Genomic DNA, 19,773 nt, shown 5'->3' with positions numbered 1-19,773 from the left:
TCCCATCAGCCGCCCCTTTTGATTTTTTTCTTATAACGTTACGTGTGACATTCATTCACGCAGGCTAATCGATGGGCTATAGCCAAGCGGTAAGGCAACGGACTTTGACTCCGTCATTCGTAGGTTCGAATCCTGCTAGCCCAGCCATTTTTTATAAGATCATATACTATGCGGAAGTAGTTCAGTGGTAGAACACCACCTTGCCAAGGTGGGGGTCGCGGGTTCGAATCCCGTCTTCCGCTCCAATGGCGGCATAGCCAAGTGGTAAGGCAGAGGTCTGCAAAACCTTTACCACCGGTTCGAATCCGGTTGCCGCCTCCATTAACTTTTAATCAATGTAAGTGCTTTTTTATAACTTGCCGGGGTGGCGGAACTGGCAGACGCACAGGACTTAAAATCCTGCGGTAGGTGACTACCGTACCGGTTCGATTCCGGTCCTCGGCATCTTTAGATGTCTTTTTTCTTTCTATATATGCCTGAGTGGTGGAATGGCAGACACGGTGGACTCAAAATCCACTGCCAGCGATGGCGTGCCGGTTCGAGTCCGGCCTCAGGTATCATAAAAATAATCGGTTTATTAAAACACTCACAAATGTTTGTGAGTGTTTTTTTGTATGCAGAAATTGAAAATGATAGGACTTTTTATGGCTCTATAATGTGGCTCTATAATATTTGTTGGGGTTTAGACAAAGTTTTGTGTGCATAAAAAAACACGCAAACTCTTCATTCTTTTATACTTGAATTGACTAGAAACAAGTGTAAAGAATGGAGTTGCGTGCAATATGGATTTTACCATGATTATTCCTGGATTAAAAGGGTGTATTCTAACCAATGTTGAAGAAGTTGGTGAAGTAGTTCGACTGTATGTTGAGATGGAGCGAAAAGTACACAAGTGCCCCGAATGTAATCAAAGAACGAGTAAAGTTCATGACTATTGTCTACAAAAGATTCAACACTTAAAGTGGTTTGAAAGAAAAACTCAAATTTTTTATAAGCGTAGACGTTATGCTTGTGAGTGTGGTAAACGTTTTTCGGAGAAAAACCCTCTTGTCATGCGTTATCAACGTACTTCAATAGAGTGGAATCAAGCGATATCAATAAAAGCGATTCAAGGAAACGGCTGAAATCTATGGATGTTCTTCATCAACTATTATACGGCGATTCGATCAAATTTCCCGAAGTGAAATTTGTCCTGTGGAAGAGTTACCATCAGTTATAGCCATTGATGAATACAAAGGAGATACCCGCGAAGGAAAGTATCAGTTGATTATTGCGGATGGGGTTACAAAAGAACCTATTGATATTTTACCAAATCGCTATAAACGTACGATTGGTAAGAAATGAAGGGTTGCCTTTTTTTTCATAAGTTTCTCAATTTGTGTAATGATGTCTATAATCGATGATCGTTCTTTTCCACCAATAAAGACTACTTAAGAAAGCATGGATCTAGGGTCCAAATAGTCATAATGGATATGAATCATTCCTTTAAAGCAGCTGTTCAAGAGGCATTGGGTAAGCCCGTTATTGTAGCTGATAGATTTCACTTTTGTCGGTACATTATTGGGGGCTTGATGGTGTTAGGCGCCGAATACAAAACGAGTTTCATGGCTACGACCGTAAAAAGTGTAAGCGTATGAAACATGTATTTCATAAAGATAGCCAGCGCTTAACTGAGGATGAACGATGGCATTTAGACCGATACTTGGACATGTCTAATGAACTCAAACGAGCATATGAGATCAAGGAGGCCTATCGTTCTTGGTTTTTACGTGCCAAAGAGTATGGAAAACACCAGATTAGTTTAGTTAAAAAAGAATTAGAAGAATTATAAAAGTTTATTGAGGATTCAAAGATACCTGAGATGAGGAAAGCAATAAAGACCATACAAAATTGGCAAGTTGAAGTATTAAATAGCTTTGCCTATGAGTATTCAAATGGATTTCTAGAGGGAATTAATAATTTCCACCAAAGTTCTAAAGAGAAATGCTTATGGATTTAGAGTTTTTGAACGCTTTAGGGCGAAAATTTTATTAACACACAAGTATAAAAGAATAGGGGTACATATTGGTTAACTGGGCATTCTCCTCTATAAAAAATGATGAATGGTACCATCCATCATTTTTTATAGAGGTCACCAAGCGAAGCGCGGTAGCCTAAAACCCTAACAATTGATTTAGAACCCTTTTTATAAACTAAAATAACAAATACATTTACATTCTATGAAGAAGAAACGGATGGTTCTAGCACGGTTACAGTATTATTTGTCGTATTGAGGTTCACGGTTGCACCTATAGGAATGGCCGCTTTATAATAGCCGTGCCCAGTTGCAAGGTTAACCATTAGAGGCTTTCCTATGGGGGCAAGCATATAGTGGATTAAATCTTCATATGATGTGCGATAAGATGCAGGGCAATTGCTACATTGTCCCATGATGATGCCGAGACAATCGTTTAGCTTACCCGACATTATTAATTGAGTGAAATACCGGTAAACGAATGTAGCGGGAGTATGAGTTTCTTCTAAAAACAGGATTTTACCCTTTGTATCAATTTCATAGGGTGTACCAAGAGTGTTAACAAAGGAGGTCATATTCCCACCAACAATTGGACCTGTTACATTTCCAGGTACTAAACTTCTCAGTTGCATATTGGGCGGATTTTGAATCTTCCTAGGAGATCGTAAAGTCGAGGTTGCTTCAAAGAATTGGTTGAAATTATAGACTTGTGTATCTGGTCTGAAATTAAGTAGCATTAAGCTGTGGAAGGTAATTAAATCACTATTCTGGTATAAATTATTTAATAATACAGTTATGTCACTATACCCAGTTATAATTTTTGGGTTCTTTTTTATGATTTCAAAATCAAGATAGGGAAGGATTGATTGAACTCCTGTACCACCACGTGTTGGAAGTATCATGTTAACCCTCTGATTCGTAAACATACGCATTACATCTTCGGCTCTTTGCTCTGGTGAGGCAGCCGTAATTCCTTCTGCTGAATAAACGTAGTTTCCAAACAAAATAGTAAAACCTAAATCTCTTAAGAATTGCGCTCTCGTATTAATCGTATTAGCATCAATCGGGCTTCCGGGTGTAATTAACCCGATCGTATCTCCTCTTTTCAACATCGGGGGTTTCTGAGCCATATACTTTCCTCCCACCATTTGTTCCAGATAGTAATAAGTATTAGTTTCTGTGTAGAAATATGTTTAATTTGACATGTTGGAAGAGGAACCAATCTAAAAAGGGCCCTCTTCAATCAAAGGTGATTTCCTAATTTGATACATTAAGTCGAAGCTAACTGGTGTTAGTCTGGTGCACCGGTATATAGAAAAGACCAGCTATGGATGTCCTGGTGCCCATTTTCTAAATTTTACAGAAAAAGGGTTTATTTTTTAAGAAATCAATGTATAATAAACGATATATAACATATGATTTATNNGATTTATATCAACTGAATTATATGAAGAAAGGAAAAATGCAATGGCACCAAAGAAAAAATTTTCTAAACAACAAATAATCGAAGCTGCATTTGAAATCGCAAAGAAAGAGGGGATGTCCAATATTACGATTAGAAAGGTGGCGGAGTATTTGGGGAGTTCGATAGCGCCCATCTATGTCAATTTCAATAATGTGGATGAGCTTATGGAGGCGGTCATGCAAAAAATCATTGAATTAAGCTATCAACTTTTAGCCGAGGAGAATTCGGGAAAACCATTCCACGACATCGGGGTAGCGAGCCTCCGATTTGCAAAAGAGTATCCAGTTCTTTTTCGGGATTTTGTCCTGAATCAAACTAATTATACTCAAAACTATACCGAAGACATGGGGCAGGGATTAATCGAACAGATGAAAGGTGATGAAGATCTCGAAGGCTTTACGGACGAAGAGCTAATGACGATTTTATTGAAAATGAGAATTTTTACAACAGGACTCTCAATCATGGTCGCGAGTGGCATGCTTCCAGAAGAGTTTAACGAAGAAATGGGAGTTGGGCTATTAGATAGTATGGCTACAGATGTGATTACAACTGCTTACCTACAGAAGAAACAGACCTAACTCTAAAAGGGGAGGAATACAGGCTTGAACATCTTAAAAACATTGATTATTGCTTGTATAGTTTTTGTTTTAATAATGACTGGTAGTCATTCGTCTTTTGCTGCAAGTACTAATGACTTATCAGATGTTGAAACGTTTATGGATGAGTTTTTGCAGAAAAAAGTAGATGAAGAGCATATTCCGAATATGGCCGTTACCGTAGTAGCTGACGGGGAAATCGTTTTTAAGAAAGGCTACGGGTTAGCCAATATCGAGGGGCAAGTTAAGGTAAATCCAGAAACAACCATGTTTCGTCTAGGCTCCGTATCCAAGCTCTTCACTTGGACAGCAGTCATGCAGCTTGTCGAGGAAGGAAAACTTGATTTGAACACGGATATTAATCAGTACTTAGATTTTGAAATCCCAGCTAGACTTGCAATAGGTCCGAATAAAAATCAACCAAAGCCAATCACTCTCCTAGATTTAATGACTCATACACCTGGATTTGAAGATTATTCGAGTTCTATCTTTAGGCTTACGGCTGAAGAGGCGCCTCCACTTGATCAATATGTGCGTGATTATAGGCCAGAACGGATATTTCCTGCAGGTGAAGTGCTCGCTTATTCGAATTATAGCACGGCCTTAGCTGGCTACATTGTAGAAAGAGTTTCGGGTATCCCTTACTCCGATTATGTTGAAACGTATATATTTAAGCCGCTGGAAATGAACAACAGTACGTTTCAACAACCAGTACCCAAGGAGCTTTCTACTAATCTAGCACAGTCTTACAGATACATCGATGGGGAATTTAGAGAAGGGAAGTTTGAGTTTGTACCTGGACCTGCCGGGGGAATGAGTAGCACGGCAGCGGATATGGCAAAGTTTATGCAAGCCTATCTTGAGGGTGGAAGTTTCAACGGAAAAAGGATTCTAAAAGAGGATACAATCCAGCACATGCTCCAACAGCAGTTTACCCATCATGGCCAATTAGATGGGATGACTTTAGGGTTTATGGAAAAGACAATAAATGGCCAAAGAATTCTTCATCATGGCGGCAGTACGGCACTATTTGATACGGGACTGTACTTATTGCCAGATGAAAATATCGGTCTATTTATCTCGTATAGTGGAAATAATTTTCGTACTCATACAGAGCTTTTTCAGTCGTTCATGGATCATTATTTTCCGTCGGATGAGAGTGTTTCCGTCACACCTATGGGCGGAGAGGGATTACGCCAATATGTCGGTGAATATCATCAAAATCGGAAAAGCGTTACGAATGAAGATAAGATTGGCAGTCTGATCATGGGAGTGATTCAGGTCCAATTAGATGAATCAGGAGAGTTAGTAGTGACCCACAACGGAGAATCTAATCCTTTTGTTGAGATTGAACCTGGTATCTACAAAAGTATGAGAGAAGGCCATTCGATTGATGCTTATGGTGAATTTCGCACAATTGTCTTTCAAAAAGATCCCCATGGGAACATCATGCTTACCACAGATGGTCCGATGACCTATTCGAAAGCACCATGGTATGCTTCGAGCGGTTTTACCTTTTTATCTTTGATTGTGGTGATCTTATTATTTGTTGGCAGTCTTCTTTATTGGGGTATAAAAGCATTGATACGAAGGAAGAGGAAAACAACTCAACCTAAAATGGCGGTTTTGGGGAAGGGATTGGCTATTGCAGCCGGGCTACTACTGTTATTTCTAATCGCTGGAATAGGAATATCCGGGGGAGTCGACCCGATCTACCAACTACCAAAAGAAGCATTCGGTATTGTGCCAGCTTGGGGCCCCATTTTAAATATCATTCCCTTTCTTTTAACAATCATGGGATTTGTAATGCTTATTTTCAGTGTTCTCCTTTGGCGGAACAGGCATTGGAGGATCATTGGTCTTCTGCATTATTCATTGTTAAGTCTTATGATGGTGCATTTGATTTGGATTTTTTGGTATTGGAATTTGTTTTAAAAGTCATGAGTACAAATAAAGTAAGAAGCAAAAATACTCACAAATGTTGCTAAAACAATGTTTGTGAGTGTTTTTGTTGTATCTGTGATATCTACATTTACTATTTTTCAGGTTACTCATAATTAGTAGGGAATCTATAGAGAATAAGGAGAAAGAAAATAAGAGTAAAGAAGGATTATGATGAATGACAAAAAATTAAACGCGCTAGCTCCTTCTGTCATTAAGCAAGCGTTACAAGTAAATAAGAAACCATTCCCTTGGTTAAAAGCATTTAGTGCGGGGCTAGCAGCTGCTTTGCCCGTAATGATAGGATTAATCTTTGGCCATTTGCAATATGGTTTAATTGCGGGCTTGGGTGGCTTTACTTATTTATATGTATTTAATATCCCATATGCGCAACGAGCCAAAAAGATATTTTCAGTTGTTCTTGGTTTGACGTTTGTTACTTATTTGGGAACAATTAGTGCACCATATCCGCTTGCAGTTGCAATCTTGATGGGAATGATTGCAGCAATAGTCATATTTGTGTTTGGTGCATTAAAAATAACCGGCCCATCCGCCATCTTTTTTGTATTAGTTTATGCCATGTCAACCGGAATGCCGATCAATCCCGATGAAGCATTCTTACGGGCAGGATTAGTATTTTTTAGTGGTTTTTTATCGTGGATCATTGCGATGATTGGGTGGTTTTTTAATCCCCATGGTCCAGAAACTGGTGTTGTGACTAGAGTTTATTTGCAATTGGCAGAACTATTGGATGCTGTTGGGACTCATAAATTCACAGAAGCTAAGCATAAAGTGATGGAGGTATTAAATGAAGCAGAAGGGACTCTATCAGCGAGTTATATTCCATGGCGAACGACGGATATGTTTAATCGATTGTATCTGCTGAATATGTATGCAAATGAGTTGTTTATTTCAGTTGTGGAAAACTTCTCTCATGCAAAGGCGAAACTACCTAAAGAACTTGGGCAATCTGCTCGTTTGCTTGCACAGACTTTGAACAATCGTGATAAGAGAGCAAGTACAAGGATATTACAGCCTGAAAAGACAGAAATAAAGATAAGTCAGCTGTTTACTACCATCTATAATGCAGATGCAATTCTGAATGAACCCATTAGTAATATTAAAAAATCGATTCATTTTGATAAAGCCTCTCTAAAAACAATTTTTATGGGGGCGTTTGATAAAAATTCAATCGTGTTTATTTCGTCAGTACGCCTAGGTGTAATGACGGCCATCGCCGCTATCATTGCCTATCAATTTGGATTTGCTCGTTCCTATTGGGTGCCGTTATCTTGTGTAGCGGTGATGTCGGGTGCAACGATTGTTGCCACCTTTCATCGTGCCATTCAACGATTTTTAGGTACAGTAATTGGAATCATTATTGCAGGGTTCATTCTATCGTTTCATCCATCGGGTTTTGTGATTGCGATGTTTATTTTAGTATTAACGTTTATTACCGAGTTGTTTATTGTGAAAAACTATGGATTAGCAGCACTTTTCTTTACGCCTAATGCCCTGTTACTGGCTGAAAGTACAAGTTCTGAGTTGTTTAGCTTTTCTTATTTTGCCCAGGCAAGATTTATTGACATTGTAATCGGTAGTGCGATTGGATTATTAGGGGTTTATATCGTGGGTAGAAAATCTGCGTCTAGCCGAATTCCGCATTTACTGAGCAAAACGTTGCGAAGTCAAGCACAGTTCCTGATGGTTCTTTTTTCGGACCAAGGAGAAGGATTTAATGCAAGGCAGAGTAGAGAAAGATTGAAAATGAGAACCAATTTAAGTAATTTACAAACCTTGTATACTACTGCATCCGGTGAGATTCCAGCTAATCGGAAGGCGTTAGATTATTACTGGCCGATTCTTTTTTCAATACGGCAATTAGGATATTTATTAGAGAGTTGTTCAAAAGAATCTGATCGGCCAAAACTATCTGATGAAAAGTTAGCTCAAATCTTATTTGCATTTGAAACAATGGCAAATGCTGCAGCACGTAATGTTACACCGAAGCAGATAGGAATACCAGAAATTGAAGGCTATCCGAGTATACATAAGGAAATTCAATTTCTACAAAAAGAACTGGGGAGATCACGAGTGTAATAAGGAGAGGGGCAGTTTCATACTATTTGTTGTTTCCAAAAATCAAGTAACTCAAAAGGCTTGCAGTAATTTCATTACAGCAAGCCTTGTTAATGGATGAATAGTTGCCAATACATTAGTACCCGTATTCCCAGTCGATTGTTTCCTCATACCAAACGACATTATCAAAGGAATCAAAGTGGATTTCTTTATTCATGGTAGATTGAATATGTTTAGAATCTCCGAGACTTACTAGATCTTCATACACATCATGTTCAACGTTTTCTAATACTGTAACAGAGTGATCTTTATTGATTAATAATGCTGTACCTTTCATGACTTTGCACCTTCCTTGGAAGATTTATTTTTTAACTCACTTCCAGTATATCTCCATTTGGTAGCTTGAAGGCACTATTGTGAAAGGGTTCACAAATCATTCATAATTATGTTTGAAATCTTGTAACAATCTAACCTCTTTTTTCAATAAAAGATTTAGTGGTTGAGTAGGGTATTTGGATAGTGTTAGTGCGCTAATGCCGGCCCTATTTTAATATTCTCCTTTAATGACAAAATACGAGCCCCGAATCGTTCCAGCTAGCTTAGACTTCTGTCTGGCAAACTTAAACTTTCCTTCTAACTCCTTTGGAATCTCCATCCCCTCAGAAAGCTTAAAACCAACGGCACGCTTCTTAGGGTCATCAATCGTATACAAAACGTTGACCTCAAGACCATCTTTATAGAAAACGTAGGCCCAATTGATATTTTCCACTTGAAAACGAGATGTTTCTAAAGGTTTGGCCGCAAACTCAATGTCACGTTCTTCTTTCAAGACTCGGTTCACATAGTCCAGTGTTTCCTGGCTGTCGCTCGCTGGTACAACCGTAAATTCATGCTTATATTTGTTCATAAAGTAACGGGCTTCATGAGCCCGTAAACCAGCGAGTGCATCTGCTACAGGTGAAGAATCCAAACCAACTGTCGACACATTTTTAAAATCGACGATATAGGACATTTCCATCACTCCTACTTATTTCTTAACAACAGGAATCCACATTTCTCCAGAGACTAAGTTGTCTCGCTGCCCCATCTCAACCGTTGTATTTGGTCCACCCACATAGGCATAATCCACTGCTTCTGGCAAAGCTTGACCAAAGGCTAGGCCAGTAAGAGTTTGACTCAACTCTTCTGCTGTCTCCGCTTCTCCTTTAACAACGAGATAGGCACCCTTCGGGAACTGGATCACTCTGGTTGCTTCAGGGATTGTTTCCTCTGTCATAACGCCAGCATAATGGATCATCTTGTTATTCACGGCTTCGTTCACAGCAAAAATGTAGTCATTTTTGGCAATTGCTTTTAAAGCATCAAGCCTTCCATCTTGTTTAACAGCTTGCCAAAAATCTGCTTTTTCCTTGTTGATGCCAGCAAAGTCTCTGTAGTCACTTTTTAGCTCGGTTCCAATTCCTAAAACGATAAAACTTTCTTTTTCTTCAATTGTATAATCTGCCATAATTCAAAACCTTCCTTTTTTAAAAATTAGACCAAATGATTTGTCTTTTCATTTGATATGTTTATAATAGCCTTAAACCATGTCAAAAAATGATACTGTTTAGGGGTTGCCATGAAAAAAGTTGAACGGATTAATATCATTATGCGGTATATCAACAACCGCTCCCATTTTACGATCTCTGAAATCATGAGGGAATTTAATATCTCTCGTTCGACAGCCATAAGGGATATCAGAGAAATTGAGGCTATGGGGATGCCACTTGTCGCTGAAGTAGGCAGGGATGGGGGCTATTTTGTTATGCATAACTCTGTCCTGCCCGAGATTCGTTTTACCAATGATGAGGTTAAAGCTCTTTTTATCGCCTTTATGGCCACAAGAAATCAACAGCTTCCATATCTTAAGAGCCGTCAGTCTTTAGCAGAAAAATTACTAGGACTCATCTCAGAAAGCCAGCAAGATGATCTTATTCTGTTAAATCAAATTTTACTATTTGAGGGAACCAACCCGAACAATCCTGACTTACTTGATCTATCAGATCTTCCTCATCCGATGTTAGAAAAACTCATCCAAATTCTTCTTTTGGATCGATATTTATTGATTTCCATCGAAGAAGAGAAGGTCGTTACGTCTTATCACATTTATCTCTTGCACCTTTATCGTGAAAAAAGTGTATGGCTAATTGAAGGATTTGATATCAAGGAAGAAAAGACAAGGATTATTCCTGTTGACCATCTCAAAAATGTAAAACAATACCCTCCGGATGAAAGAGTAAGTGAGAAGAAGATTTTCGAAAAACTACGGAAGCAGGAAGAAGTCATTAACTTTGTCCTTGAACTTGGTCCAATGGCGATTGCACAGTTCAAAAAATACCATCCTTTAAAATGTTCTCTTTCCTATACCGATCCTTATCAAACGACAGCCATTCTGAAGACATATATCAATGTTCATCATTCCGAAGAACTAGCCGAAATAACAAATTGGCTCCTTTTCTTAGGAGAGGATATCAAGCTCAAAGAAGTGCCAAATGAAGTCTTAGTGTGCTTACAAGAGAGATTATCCTTATTTTACCCATAACGACAAACTAACAATTCTTATAAAAAGGGAATTTGTGGAATCACTTTATTTCAAGTAGCTGCATCCATCCATTACGATAGAAGTAAGTACAAAATACATAGGAGTGGATGAAGATGGCAAAAGTATGTTTTTTACTCGCTGATGGCTATGAAGATTCGGAGATGAAGAATCCTTATGAAGCAATGAATGAAACGGGGCACGAAACAGTTGTAGTAGGGCTTGAAAAAGGAGCCGAACTGAAAGGCAAGAAAGGAACAACTTATACTTCTGATCTATCCATAAGTGAAGTGAAGGCTGATGAGTATGATGCGGTGATTATTCCAGGTGGTGGCGCGCCAGAAGCACTTCGCGTCAATGACGAAGTAGTTCAATTTGTAAAACAAGCAAATGAACAAGGTAAAGTGATTGCTGGGATTTGTCATGGCCCGCAAGTCATGATAAGTGCAGATATCTTAAAAGGGGTAAAAGCAACTTCTTATATTGGAATCCGAGATGATTTGAAAAATGCTGGATCTACCTTTTTAGATCAAGAGGTAGTGGTGGACGGAAATATAATCACGTCACGTACACCTAAGGATGAGCCAGCATTTATTAAAGAAATTTTAAATAAATTATAAGATTGCAAAGGGTCTCTTCCAGTTGTGGAAGAGGCCTTTTCTATACCGTAAAATATACAACAATCGATAGCACTATTGATGTAATCGAAATCGCTATGAGAGGTCTGATTGCCCGTTCACGGACATCTTTTAAGCTTACGTTTAAACCTAGGCCAACCATTGCTGCGGTCAGCAGCCATGTGGTAAGGGCAAAAGCGAGATTCATTAAATCATCGGACACTGGAATGGAGTTGCCAAATACATAGCTTCCTAGAATACTCATGACGATAAATCCTACCAGGAACCAAGGGAATTCGATTTTTGCCTTGCCGGTTTCTGTGTTCTTATTTTTTCTCTTCATGAAGTAAATTAAAATAAAGCATAGTGGGATGAGGAGGAAAACACGGCCTAATTTTGCTAGTAGTCCAACTGCGAGTGCATCTTCTCCACCAGGAGCAGCTGCAAGTGCTACATGGGCGACCTCATGAAGACTTGTTCCAGACCAGATTCCATATTGTACGGCGTCAATTGGTAGGATTGGTCGTAAAATTGTGTAGATAATCGCGAAAATAGTTCCAACCAAGGCGATAATACCAACCCCTATTGCAGTATCCTCTTCTTTTGATTTTAAAATTGGTGCAACCGCTGCAATTGCAGCAGCCCCACATACTCCTGTTCCAACACCTAGTAATAGGGAAATCGTTTGATCCGCTTTTAGAACCTTTGCAAGCCACATCATAGCAAAAATCGCAAACATAATTACTACAGCATCCCTTACTAACAGGCCAATACCGTCACTAAGTACCATATCGATGTTTAATTTTAATCCATATAAAATAATGGCGAGTCTTAGTATTCGTTTCGATGAAAAGGTAATACCAGAGCGAATCATCTCTGGAAAGCCAAAAATCGGCCTGTAAACTATTGCAATAATGATGGCACATGCCATTTGTCCGATACTACTAAACCCTGGTACAAGTGCTAATAAGTATCCTAAAAGTGCTATAAGAAATGTAAAAGCAACCCCACCAGCCCATGCTAATTCCGGTTTTGTTTTTTTAATTAGTAATGGTTTTGTATTAGCTAAAGCCATATGTACACCTCCTGCTTTTACTATATTGGAAGATTAGGTATAAGTGAAATAAATGTTAATTATAGTTATGATAAGTGATTTGTTATAATGGGTGTATACGGAAAGGAAGTGTAGTAATGGATCAGCAATTACAAGTATTTATTATGGTTGCAGAGAAGCAGAATTTTTCTCGAGCTGCTGAGGAGCTACATATGACTCAACCTGCAGTTAGTCAATATATCCGTACTTTTGAGGGAAATCTTGGGGTGCGACTGCTTGAAAGGACGAATAAATATGTGCGATTAAATAAAGCAGGCGAGATTGTTTACCATCATGCGAAGGAGATTGTCGGATCATATACACGAATGCAGAATCTATTGGATGAATTAACAAATAAGGTGAGAGGACCGTTGTCAATTGGCGCGAGTTATACATTTGGTGAGTATGTCCTTCCGCATGTGTTAGCAGAGATGAAAGCAGTGTATCCAGATGTACAACCAACAGTAAAGATTGATAACACAGAAAGAATTGTTGAGTTGGTGAGAGCACATCAACTTGATATTGGAATTATTGAAGGGCATGTAAAAGAGGAGAAGTACCTTGAGATTGAGGAATTTGCGGAGGATCGTATGGTGATTATTGCTTTACCAAACAACGGATTGGATGGTGGAGACGGAGAGGTGGAGCTAGAAGAGTTGGAGGAGCAGGCGTGGATTCTTAGGGAAGAGGGATCTGGAACCAGGGAAGCTGGGGAAAAGATTTTTAAGGAATTGGGGATTTATCCGAAAAATATCATGACGTTTAGTAGTACACAGTCAGTTAAGGAGGCTGTAAGGGCTGGGCTAGGAATTAGTTTGTTGTCAGAGCTTGCAGTGGCAAGAGAGCTTAAGAGTGGTGACTTAAAGATTTTTGATGTCAATGGATTGCAGTTTTCTAGACAATTTTATATTGTTTTGGGTTCCTCGTTTCGGACGAAGGTTTTGGAGGAGTTTGTTGGATTACTGAAGGCAAAGGGTAAACAGTTATATTAATATTTGATTCTTCTCTCAAAACGTTATGTATACATATAAAAAATAAAGGAAAATAAAATAAATTAGCTTTGAGTAATAAAACTCAAAAATTCCGAAAAGAACATGTTGACACCGCATAATTATGGTTATAGAATTGTTTTAAATAGTCAGATATGTATACATAACTCAATGGATATTTAAAAAGAGGAGGTTTGGAGCATGGACACAGATGTAACATCTGCGGTAAATTATAAGGAATATCAAGATGGAAAGATCGGCTGTTTAGAGCTCAATCAGCCCGAAAGTTTAAATGCTGTAGATGAAATAATTTTAAATGAATTAGAATTTTATATTAATCAAGCTAATAACAATAATCGGTTACGAGTCCTAATTATTAAGAGTACTTTTTTAAAGGCATTTTCAGCTGGTGTTAATGTTAAACTACTAAAGAGCTTTTCTAATGAAGAAGCTTCTTATTTTTTCGAAAAAATTGCCAGAATATTAGAAGAAATCACAAAAATACCGATAGTAACAATTGCTGCAATTAATGGTATTGCATTTGGTGCTGGCGCAGATATCGCTTTATCCTGTGATTTGCGTATAGCAAATAAGAAAGCAATGTTCCGATTCCCCGGGCCACAATTTGGAGTTGTGCTAGGAACCCATAGGTTAGTGAATGAAGTTGGATACTCAAAAGCAAGAGGGTTAGCTTTATTGAATAAAAGATTAGATGCAGCTGAATCCTTAAAGCTGGGATTAATTCATGAAGTTAGTGATGATGAGGATTGCTTTGAAAGCGCTTTAATTATTGCGAAAAACTTACTTGAGGTTCCTGATTTCACAATAAACGCCATATCCAATATTTGTTCAGAAAGCCAGGATAATACATTTGGGCCAATTAAAGTAGCAAAGCAATCCATTATAAATGGAGATTTTCAAAAGCGGTTTGACACTTACTTAAGTAAGATCCGAAAAAAATAAGAAGCATTTTACCACTTGTGAGGAATGTAGAGAATAATATTAGGAGGATTAACATGAGTCAAGGGCTATTGTCTGGTATTAAAGTTATAGAGCTAGGGCAGGTAGCAGCTGGTCCATTTACAGGTATGCTCTTAGCAGACCTGGGTGCAGACGTTGTAAAGGTAGAAAGACCTGATAGTGGCGATGGGATGAGGCAATGGCCACCAATTCTAGAGGGAGAAGATAGTTCTTATAGTGGAAACTTTGCCTCGTTAAATAGAAATAAACGTAGTATTACAATCGATTTAAAGGATCCGGACCAAATACAACAGTTGAAGGAATTATGTTCTGAGGCAGATGTGCTTATTGAGAATTATCGACCGGGTGTCTTGAAGAGATTGGGAATAGGTTATGAGCAAATAAAGGAACTGAATCCTAAGATTGTCTATTGCTCGATTTCGGGGTATGGGCAAACTGGTCCTTACTCACAAAAAGGTGCGTTTGATGTTACAGTTCAAGCTATTAGTGGACTTATGAGTGTAACTGGAGAGGAAGACGGTGAACCTGTTAAATGCGGTGTTCCTGTAGGTGATTTTGTTTCAGCGTTATATGCAGCTTATAGTATTTTAGCAGTTCTGATAAAGCGAGAAAAAGATGGAATGGGCAGCTATATTGATAGCTCTATGATTGGTAGTCTTTTAGGAATCTCGGCATTACAGACTAGTGAATATTTTGGAACAGGTTCTCCACCGAAAAAATTAGGTTCCGCTCATCCGAGAAATGCTCCCTACCAAGGTTTTCAAGCGAAAGATGGGAAATTTGTTATTGCAGCTGGTAATAAAAAGCTTTGGAAGTCGGTATGTGAAGTTGTTGATTTACCAGAGCTTGTATATGATGAAAGATTTAAAACTCAAATACTCCGGGCAAAAAACCAGAAGAAGTTAGCTAATATTTTACAAGAAATTTTCATAGAACGAACAGTTTATGAGTGGCTTGAGATCTTTGATGAGATAGGTGTTCCTTGTGCTCCAGTCAACAATTTCCAAGACATATTAAATGATAAGCATGTAGAAAGTATGGGGTTAATAGGTGAGCTCACCTTACCGAATGGTTTGAAAGAAAAATATGTTGGTTACCCAATTAAAATTTCTGATTTCAAGTTTAATGTTTATCGAAACCCTCCAGAATTGGGGGAGCATAACGAAGAGGTCTTTCATGAATGGTTAGAGGAAAAGGAATTGGAAAGTAAGTTTTAATATTTAAAGGAGTGGAAGTTAATGGTGAGTTTTGTAAGCTTAAAAGAACTAGCTTCTCAAGTGACTGACGGATCATCGGTTACGATGGGAGGAAGTTTGTTGCATCGCGGACCATTTGCATTTTGTCGAGAGTTGATTAGGCAAGGAACAAAAAATCTTACTTTTATAAAGCCTTCTCCGGGGTATGACTTAGATATCCTATCTGCTGGGAGAGTCGTTTCAAAGGCACTAGTTGGAATTGTGTTAATGGAGAATGGTTATGGTTTAGCTCCAAATTATCGTAGAGCGGTTGAAAAAGGTGATGTTGTACTAGAAGAGCATGCATGTGCAACAATTTTGGCTGGTATGAGAGCTGCATCTAGTGGTATCCCATTTCAACCACTCGCCGGTCTTGATGGTAGTGATATACCTAAGGAAAATGGCTGGAAGAAAATAAAAAACCCATACGGTGATGAGGAAGTATATGTCGTTCCTGCTATTAGACCGGACTTTGCAATTATCCATGCTTCTGAGGTAGATGTAAAAGGAAATGTGCGGGTAAATGGAACCCCTTATTGGGATCGAATTTTGAGCCGATCTGCAAAAAAGGTCCTTATTACTGCTGAAAAAGTCGTTCCGCATGAGGAATTTTTAAAAATACCGGAAAGAACATTAATACCAGGTTTTATGGTCGATTCAATAGCAGTTGTTCCAAAGGGTGCTTGGCCTGGAACTTCTTTTGGTGATTATGATGTCGATCATGAAGCGGTTCGAGAATATTTGGAATTTAGTAAGGGGGATAAAACAATATTAAGTACACACTTAGAAAATGCCCCTGAAATGAAAAATAGGGAGGTAACAGTGAATGCCTAATACAAAAACTAAAGCAACGGCATTAGATCACATGATAGTGGCTTTAGCGAGAGAAGTAATACCGGATGAGGTTACCTTTAATGGAGTAAACTCTATTATTCCGATGGTAGCTATTGAGGTAGCAAGAAGAACAGGTAGAGTTCCATCAACTTATATCAATATTGCTGGAGGTGTTGATACAACGATCAGTGAAATGCCAAGATCTACTAGCTCGTCTCTTTTATTAGAAGGATCTGCTGTTATTTTTCCAAATGAAGAATTCTATGATCTTTGTGCGAGAGGAGGAGTAGACTTAGTATTCCTTGGTGCAGCTCAAATTGATTCACACGGAAGAACAAATGTCTCTGCAATTGGTGATTATCATAATCCAAAGGTACGTCTACCCGGAGGTGGGGGTGCTTCTGTGTTAATGCCAACCGCAAAACGAGTTGTAGTCTGGCGTACGGAGCATAGTCCGAGAGCATTAACAAAAAAACTTGATTTCATAACAAGTGCCGGAAATGTTGATAGTGTTGTGACACCTCTCTGTATATTTAAAAGAGTCAATGGTAGATTGCAAGTAAAAAGTGTGTACTCTTCCACAACTTTAGATGAAGTTGTAAAACAAACTGGTTTTGAAATAGATGTTACTAGAGAAATAGAAATCTTAGAACCTAATAAAGAAGAATTAGCTGCAATGGAGGAAGTGGATCCAAAAGGAGTTCGGTTCTTGGATTGGAAATAATGGTGGATTAGGAGGAAATAGAATTGAGTTCCATTCGAACAATATTTTTAGATGCTAGAAGTGATTGGCGTTCTGAACGCCAGGCTCTTAAAGCAAATGATGCATGGTATACCTATGAGGAGTTGGCAGTGCACGTTGAGAGCATAGCCTCTACCTTATCAAAAAGTGGTATTAAAGCTGGAGACATTGTAGGGCAGGTAGCTGAGAATAGTTTTGAAATGATTGTAAATATTTTTGCAGTGTTCCGGATTGGGGCGGTATATTGTCCGTTATCCAGGTATTTCTCCATGTCAGAACTTACTTATCGAATAGAACATTCAGGGTTAAATGCTGTTATTGCTGATGAAGAAAATTACCAGCGAGTTTCGGAAATTGCTAACACTTCTTCTAATCATGATTTTATGGTTTTACCAGTTAATTTGAAAGATGATTTTATACAAAATGTACCACTTCCAGATGTAAAAAGTGAACAACCAATTCTACTACTTTATACCTCAGGCAGTACTGGTCTTCCTAAAGGCTGCTTACTATCCGAAAAGAACTTACTTGTTAATGCAACACAAGTTATTAATCGTACTCAACTCACCAGAGAAGATAGAATCCTCCATCAAATGCCGTTACATCACACAAATGGAATTAACAATAATCTAATAGCACCGTTTTTAGCTGGTGCACAGGTTGTATTAGGACCTAGATTCTATGCACCCGAGTTATTTAGTATTTTACAAAAAGAAAGACCGACTTACTTTACCGGTGTCCCAACCATGTATTACAGATTAATTAAAGAACCAATACCAGAAGGAGCACTCGACAGTTTACGCTTTGTTCGCTGTGGTTCTGCACCTCTTAGTGTAAAACTTGAGCGGGAAATTGAAGATTATCTTAAGGTTCCAGTCATTACTAGCTATGGATTAACAGAAGGTACTTGTACCTCTACAATGACACCGATTGATGAGAAAAAATATGGATCGGTTGGAAAGCCAATGTCAGGTCAAGAGGTAAGGATCATTAGTCCGGCGACAGGAGAATTCTTACCTGTAGGAGAAGAAGGTGAGGTTGTTGTTAGAGGGGAAAACCTGATGCTTGGTTACTACAAGAATCCAGAAGCAACCGAGAAAACACTGCGTGACGGTTGGCTGTATACGGGTGACCTGGGGAGAGTAGATGAAGAAGGTTATCTATTTTTAAGTGACCGTATAAAAGATCTAATTGTTCGTGGAGGAGAAAATGTGTCACCCAAAGAAATAGAAGAATCGTTAAGTCTTCATGAGGATATTGATGAAGTTGCGGTGGTTGGAATAAAGGATGAGGAGTATGGTGAAATTCCAGTGGCGTTTATTGTTTCTAATAAATCATTTTCTCATGAGGAGTTAAAGGCTTATTCTATGTCAAAGCTATCTCGATTTAAGGTTCCCGAACGTTTTATTCAAGTTAATGCTTTGCCGAGGAATGCTTTAGGGAAGGTAGAGCGGTCAAAATTGGTTAGTAAAGCACAGAATGAGAAAGTCATAAACAAATAGTAATGATTATACACAAGAAAAGGAATCTCTTATAGAGGGAAAAAGGGAGGAAAAAATGAAGTATTTTCTAGGTATTGTTGTAATTGGCATGCTAGTTTTGGTTTCAGCCTGTGGGGGAGGAGGCAGTAGTGCATCCTCAAAAACGCAATTTTTAACGATTGCAACTGCATCTACAGGGGGAACGTTTTATCCAATTGGAATAGGATTAGGTCAACTTTGGACAGAGAAACTAGGGGACGAGGGTATAAAGGCAACTGGACAGTCCTCGGCAGGATCAGTTGAAAATATTGATTTATTGAGGAATGGTGAGGCACAGCTTGCCGTATTGCAAGGGATTGTTGGACCAATGGCATATGAGGGAATTGGGGAATTTGAAGGAAATAAATACGAAGACTTAAGATCTATCAGTATGCTTTGGCCTAATGTGGAACACTTTGTTTTAAAAGAAAGTAAGGTCAAAACTGGCACTATTTCTGATATAGAGGGTAAGAAATATTCAATTGGAGCTAGAGCGAGTGGAACTGAAATGTCTTCAAATGCTATATTTGCTGGATTAGGATATGGGGAAGGAGATATTAAGTTAGATTATCTCGGTTTTAGTGAAAGCGCTTCCTCGATTAAGGATGGACGACTAGACGGAGCGGCGTTACCAGGTGGAGTACCTGTTTCTGCTGTGACTGACCTCTATGCGAGTAATTCAGGTACTACTATTTTGGAAGTAACTGAAGAACAATTAGATTTAATTAATAGCAAATATCCAATCTTCTTTCCGTATGAAGTTCCAGCTGGTTCCTATCCCGGACAGGATGAACCTATACAAACAATTGCTCAACCAAACTGGTTAGGACTGAGTATGAAATTAGATGAAGAATTAGTTTATAATCTAACCAAAACTTTATTTGAAAATCTTGATTATATGTATGGCATACACGAAAGTGCGAAGGAGATGAAATTAGAAACAGCACTAGATGGACTTCCAGCCCCTCTACATGTTGGTGCATATAAATATTTTAAAGAAGTAGGTTTAGAAATTCCCGAGAACCTCATACCACCTGAAGCAAATGAGTAATTAATTCATTCCTACTATATACAAAACTTCTTAATGAT

17 protein-coding genes, 5 tRNA genes and 1 pseudogene are annotated in these 19,773 nt (G+C 38.5%); 18 read left to right on the top strand and 5 right to left on the bottom strand.

What is annotated here, in order from left to right:
• The first annotated feature begins 72 nt into the window (after positions 1–72).
• The 6 genes and pseudogenes from V7138_RS01815 (at position 73) to V7138_RS01790 (ending at position 2,072) form a co-directional block, all read left to right on the top strand.
• Positions 73–147: transfer RNA gene (locus V7138_RS01815), tRNA-Gln, on the top strand.
• A 23-nt stretch (positions 148–170) separates the two neighbouring features.
• A tRNA-Gly gene (locus V7138_RS01810) sits at positions 171–245 on the top strand.
• 2 nt (positions 246–247) lie between these two features.
• Positions 248–321: transfer RNA gene (locus V7138_RS01805), tRNA-Cys, on the top strand.
• A 37-nt stretch (positions 322–358) separates the two neighbouring features.
• Positions 359–444, top strand: a tRNA-Leu gene (locus V7138_RS01800).
• Positions 445–474: 30 nt separating this feature from the next.
• A tRNA-Leu gene (locus tag V7138_RS01795) sits at positions 475–557 on the top strand.
• A gap of 225 nt (positions 558–782) precedes the next feature.
• Positions 783–2,072, top strand: a pseudogene (locus V7138_RS01790) (ISL3 family transposase).
• Positions 2,073–2,217: 145 nt separating this feature from the next.
• On the opposite strand, the gene V7138_RS01785 reads toward V7138_RS01790, so the two are convergent.
• On the bottom strand, positions 2,218–3,144 hold the full coding sequence (locus V7138_RS01785) for a S66 peptidase family protein (RefSeq protein WP_335393711.1): 927 nt from the start codon (positions 3,142–3,144) through the stop codon (positions 2,218–2,220).
• A gap of 337 nt (positions 3,145–3,481) precedes the next feature.
• On the opposite strand from V7138_RS01785, the gene V7138_RS01780 reads away from it, so the two are divergent.
• The 3 genes from V7138_RS01780 (at position 3,482) to V7138_RS01770 (ending at position 8,116) form a co-directional block, all read left to right on the top strand.
• Positions 3,482–4,057 carry a TetR/AcrR family transcriptional regulator gene (locus V7138_RS01780; RefSeq protein WP_335393709.1) on the top strand — a complete coding sequence of 192 codons (576 nt, stop codon included), beginning with the start codon at positions 3,482–3,484 and terminating at the stop codon, positions 4,055–4,057.
• A gap of 24 nt (positions 4,058–4,081) precedes the next feature.
• Positions 4,082–6,010 carry a serine hydrolase domain-containing protein gene (locus V7138_RS01775; protein WP_335393706.1) on the top strand — a complete coding sequence of 643 codons (1,929 nt, stop codon included), beginning with the start codon at positions 4,082–4,084 and terminating at the stop codon, positions 6,008–6,010.
• 180 nt (positions 6,011–6,190) lie between these two features.
• Positions 6,191–8,116, top strand: a complete 1,926-nt coding sequence (locus V7138_RS01770) for an FUSC family protein (protein WP_335393704.1) — start codon at positions 6,191–6,193, stop codon at positions 8,114–8,116.
• Between the two features lie 115 nt (positions 8,117–8,231).
• On the opposite strand, the gene V7138_RS01765 is transcribed toward V7138_RS01770, so the two are convergent.
• The 3 genes from V7138_RS01765 to V7138_RS01755 form a co-directional block, all read right to left on the bottom strand.
• On the bottom strand, positions 8,232–8,432 hold the full coding sequence (locus tag V7138_RS01765; RefSeq protein ID WP_335393702.1) for a hypothetical protein: 201 nt from the start codon (positions 8,430–8,432) through the stop codon (positions 8,232–8,234).
• A 210-nt stretch (positions 8,433–8,642) separates the two neighbouring features.
• Positions 8,643–9,107 (bottom strand): phage tail protein, encoded by a 465-nt coding sequence (locus V7138_RS01760; RefSeq protein ID WP_335393700.1) that lies wholly within the window; start codon positions 9,105–9,107, stop codon positions 8,643–8,645.
• Positions 9,108–9,122: 15 nt separating this feature from the next.
• Entirely contained in the window at positions 9,123–9,602 is a 480-nt protein-coding gene (locus V7138_RS01755; protein WP_335393698.1) for a GyrI-like domain-containing protein, read from the bottom strand.
• A 111-nt stretch (positions 9,603–9,713) separates the two neighbouring features.
• On the opposite strand from V7138_RS01755, the gene V7138_RS01750 reads away from it, so the two are divergent.
• Together V7138_RS01750 and V7138_RS01745 are read left to right on the top strand one after the other, a co-directional pair.
• A complete protein-coding gene (locus V7138_RS01750) occupies positions 9,714–10,676 on the top strand; it encodes a helix-turn-helix transcriptional regulator (RefSeq protein ID WP_335393695.1) in 963 nt (320 codons plus the stop codon).
• A 113-nt stretch (positions 10,677–10,789) separates the two neighbouring features.
• On the top strand, positions 10,790–11,293 hold the full coding sequence (locus V7138_RS01745; protein WP_335393693.1) for a type 1 glutamine amidotransferase domain-containing protein: 504 nt from the start codon (positions 10,790–10,792) through the stop codon (positions 11,291–11,293).
• Between the two features lie 40 nt (positions 11,294–11,333).
• On the opposite strand, the gene V7138_RS01740 is transcribed toward V7138_RS01745, so the two are convergent.
• Positions 11,334–12,365: a YeiH family protein gene (locus tag V7138_RS01740; protein WP_335393691.1), complete on the bottom strand. Its 1,032-nt coding sequence runs from the start codon at positions 12,363–12,365 to the stop codon at positions 11,334–11,336.
• 116 nt (positions 12,366–12,481) lie between these two features.
• Between V7138_RS01740 and V7138_RS01735 the strand changes: the two genes are divergently transcribed.
• From V7138_RS01735 to V7138_RS01705, 7 genes are all read left to right on the top strand, one after another.
• On the top strand, positions 12,482–13,375 hold the full coding sequence (locus tag V7138_RS01735; RefSeq protein ID WP_335393689.1) for a selenium metabolism-associated LysR family transcriptional regulator: 894 nt from the start codon (positions 12,482–12,484) through the stop codon (positions 13,373–13,375).
• Between the two features lie 198 nt (positions 13,376–13,573).
• Entirely contained in the window at positions 13,574–14,335 is a 762-nt protein-coding gene (locus tag V7138_RS01730; RefSeq protein WP_335393687.1) for an enoyl-CoA hydratase/isomerase family protein, read from the top strand.
• Between the two features lie 53 nt (positions 14,336–14,388).
• A complete protein-coding gene (locus V7138_RS01725) occupies positions 14,389–15,570 on the top strand; it encodes a CaiB/BaiF CoA transferase family protein (protein ID WP_335393685.1) in 1,182 nt (393 codons plus the stop codon).
• A gap of 21 nt (positions 15,571–15,591) precedes the next feature.
• Positions 15,592–16,422, top strand: coding sequence for a CoA transferase subunit A (locus V7138_RS01720; RefSeq protein WP_335393684.1), 831 nt, complete (start codon positions 15,592–15,594; stop codon positions 16,420–16,422).
• Positions 16,415–17,146, top strand: a complete 732-nt coding sequence (locus V7138_RS01715; protein ID WP_335393682.1) for a CoA-transferase subunit beta — start codon at positions 16,415–16,417, stop codon at positions 17,144–17,146. Before V7138_RS01720 ends, V7138_RS01715 begins: the two co-directional genes overlap by 8 nt.
• 23 nt (positions 17,147–17,169) lie before the next feature.
• Positions 17,170–18,666 carry a class I adenylate-forming enzyme family protein gene (locus V7138_RS01710; RefSeq protein WP_335393680.1) on the top strand — a complete coding sequence of 499 codons (1,497 nt, stop codon included), beginning with the start codon at positions 17,170–17,172 and terminating at the stop codon, positions 18,664–18,666.
• Between the two features lie 55 nt (positions 18,667–18,721).
• A complete protein-coding gene (locus V7138_RS01705; RefSeq protein ID WP_335393678.1) occupies positions 18,722–19,735 on the top strand; it encodes a TAXI family TRAP transporter solute-binding subunit in 1,014 nt (337 codons plus the stop codon).
• The last annotated feature ends 38 nt before the right edge of the window (positions 19,736–19,773 follow it).

It is taken from the genome of Bacillus sp. JJ1533 (genome assembly GCF_036965045.1).
Taxonomy (GTDB): domain Bacteria; phylum Bacillota; class Bacilli; order Bacillales; family Bacillaceae_L; genus Ferdinandcohnia.
The sequence above is the reverse complement of the archived record's forward strand: the minus strand, read 5'-3'. Positions and strand labels throughout refer to the sequence as shown.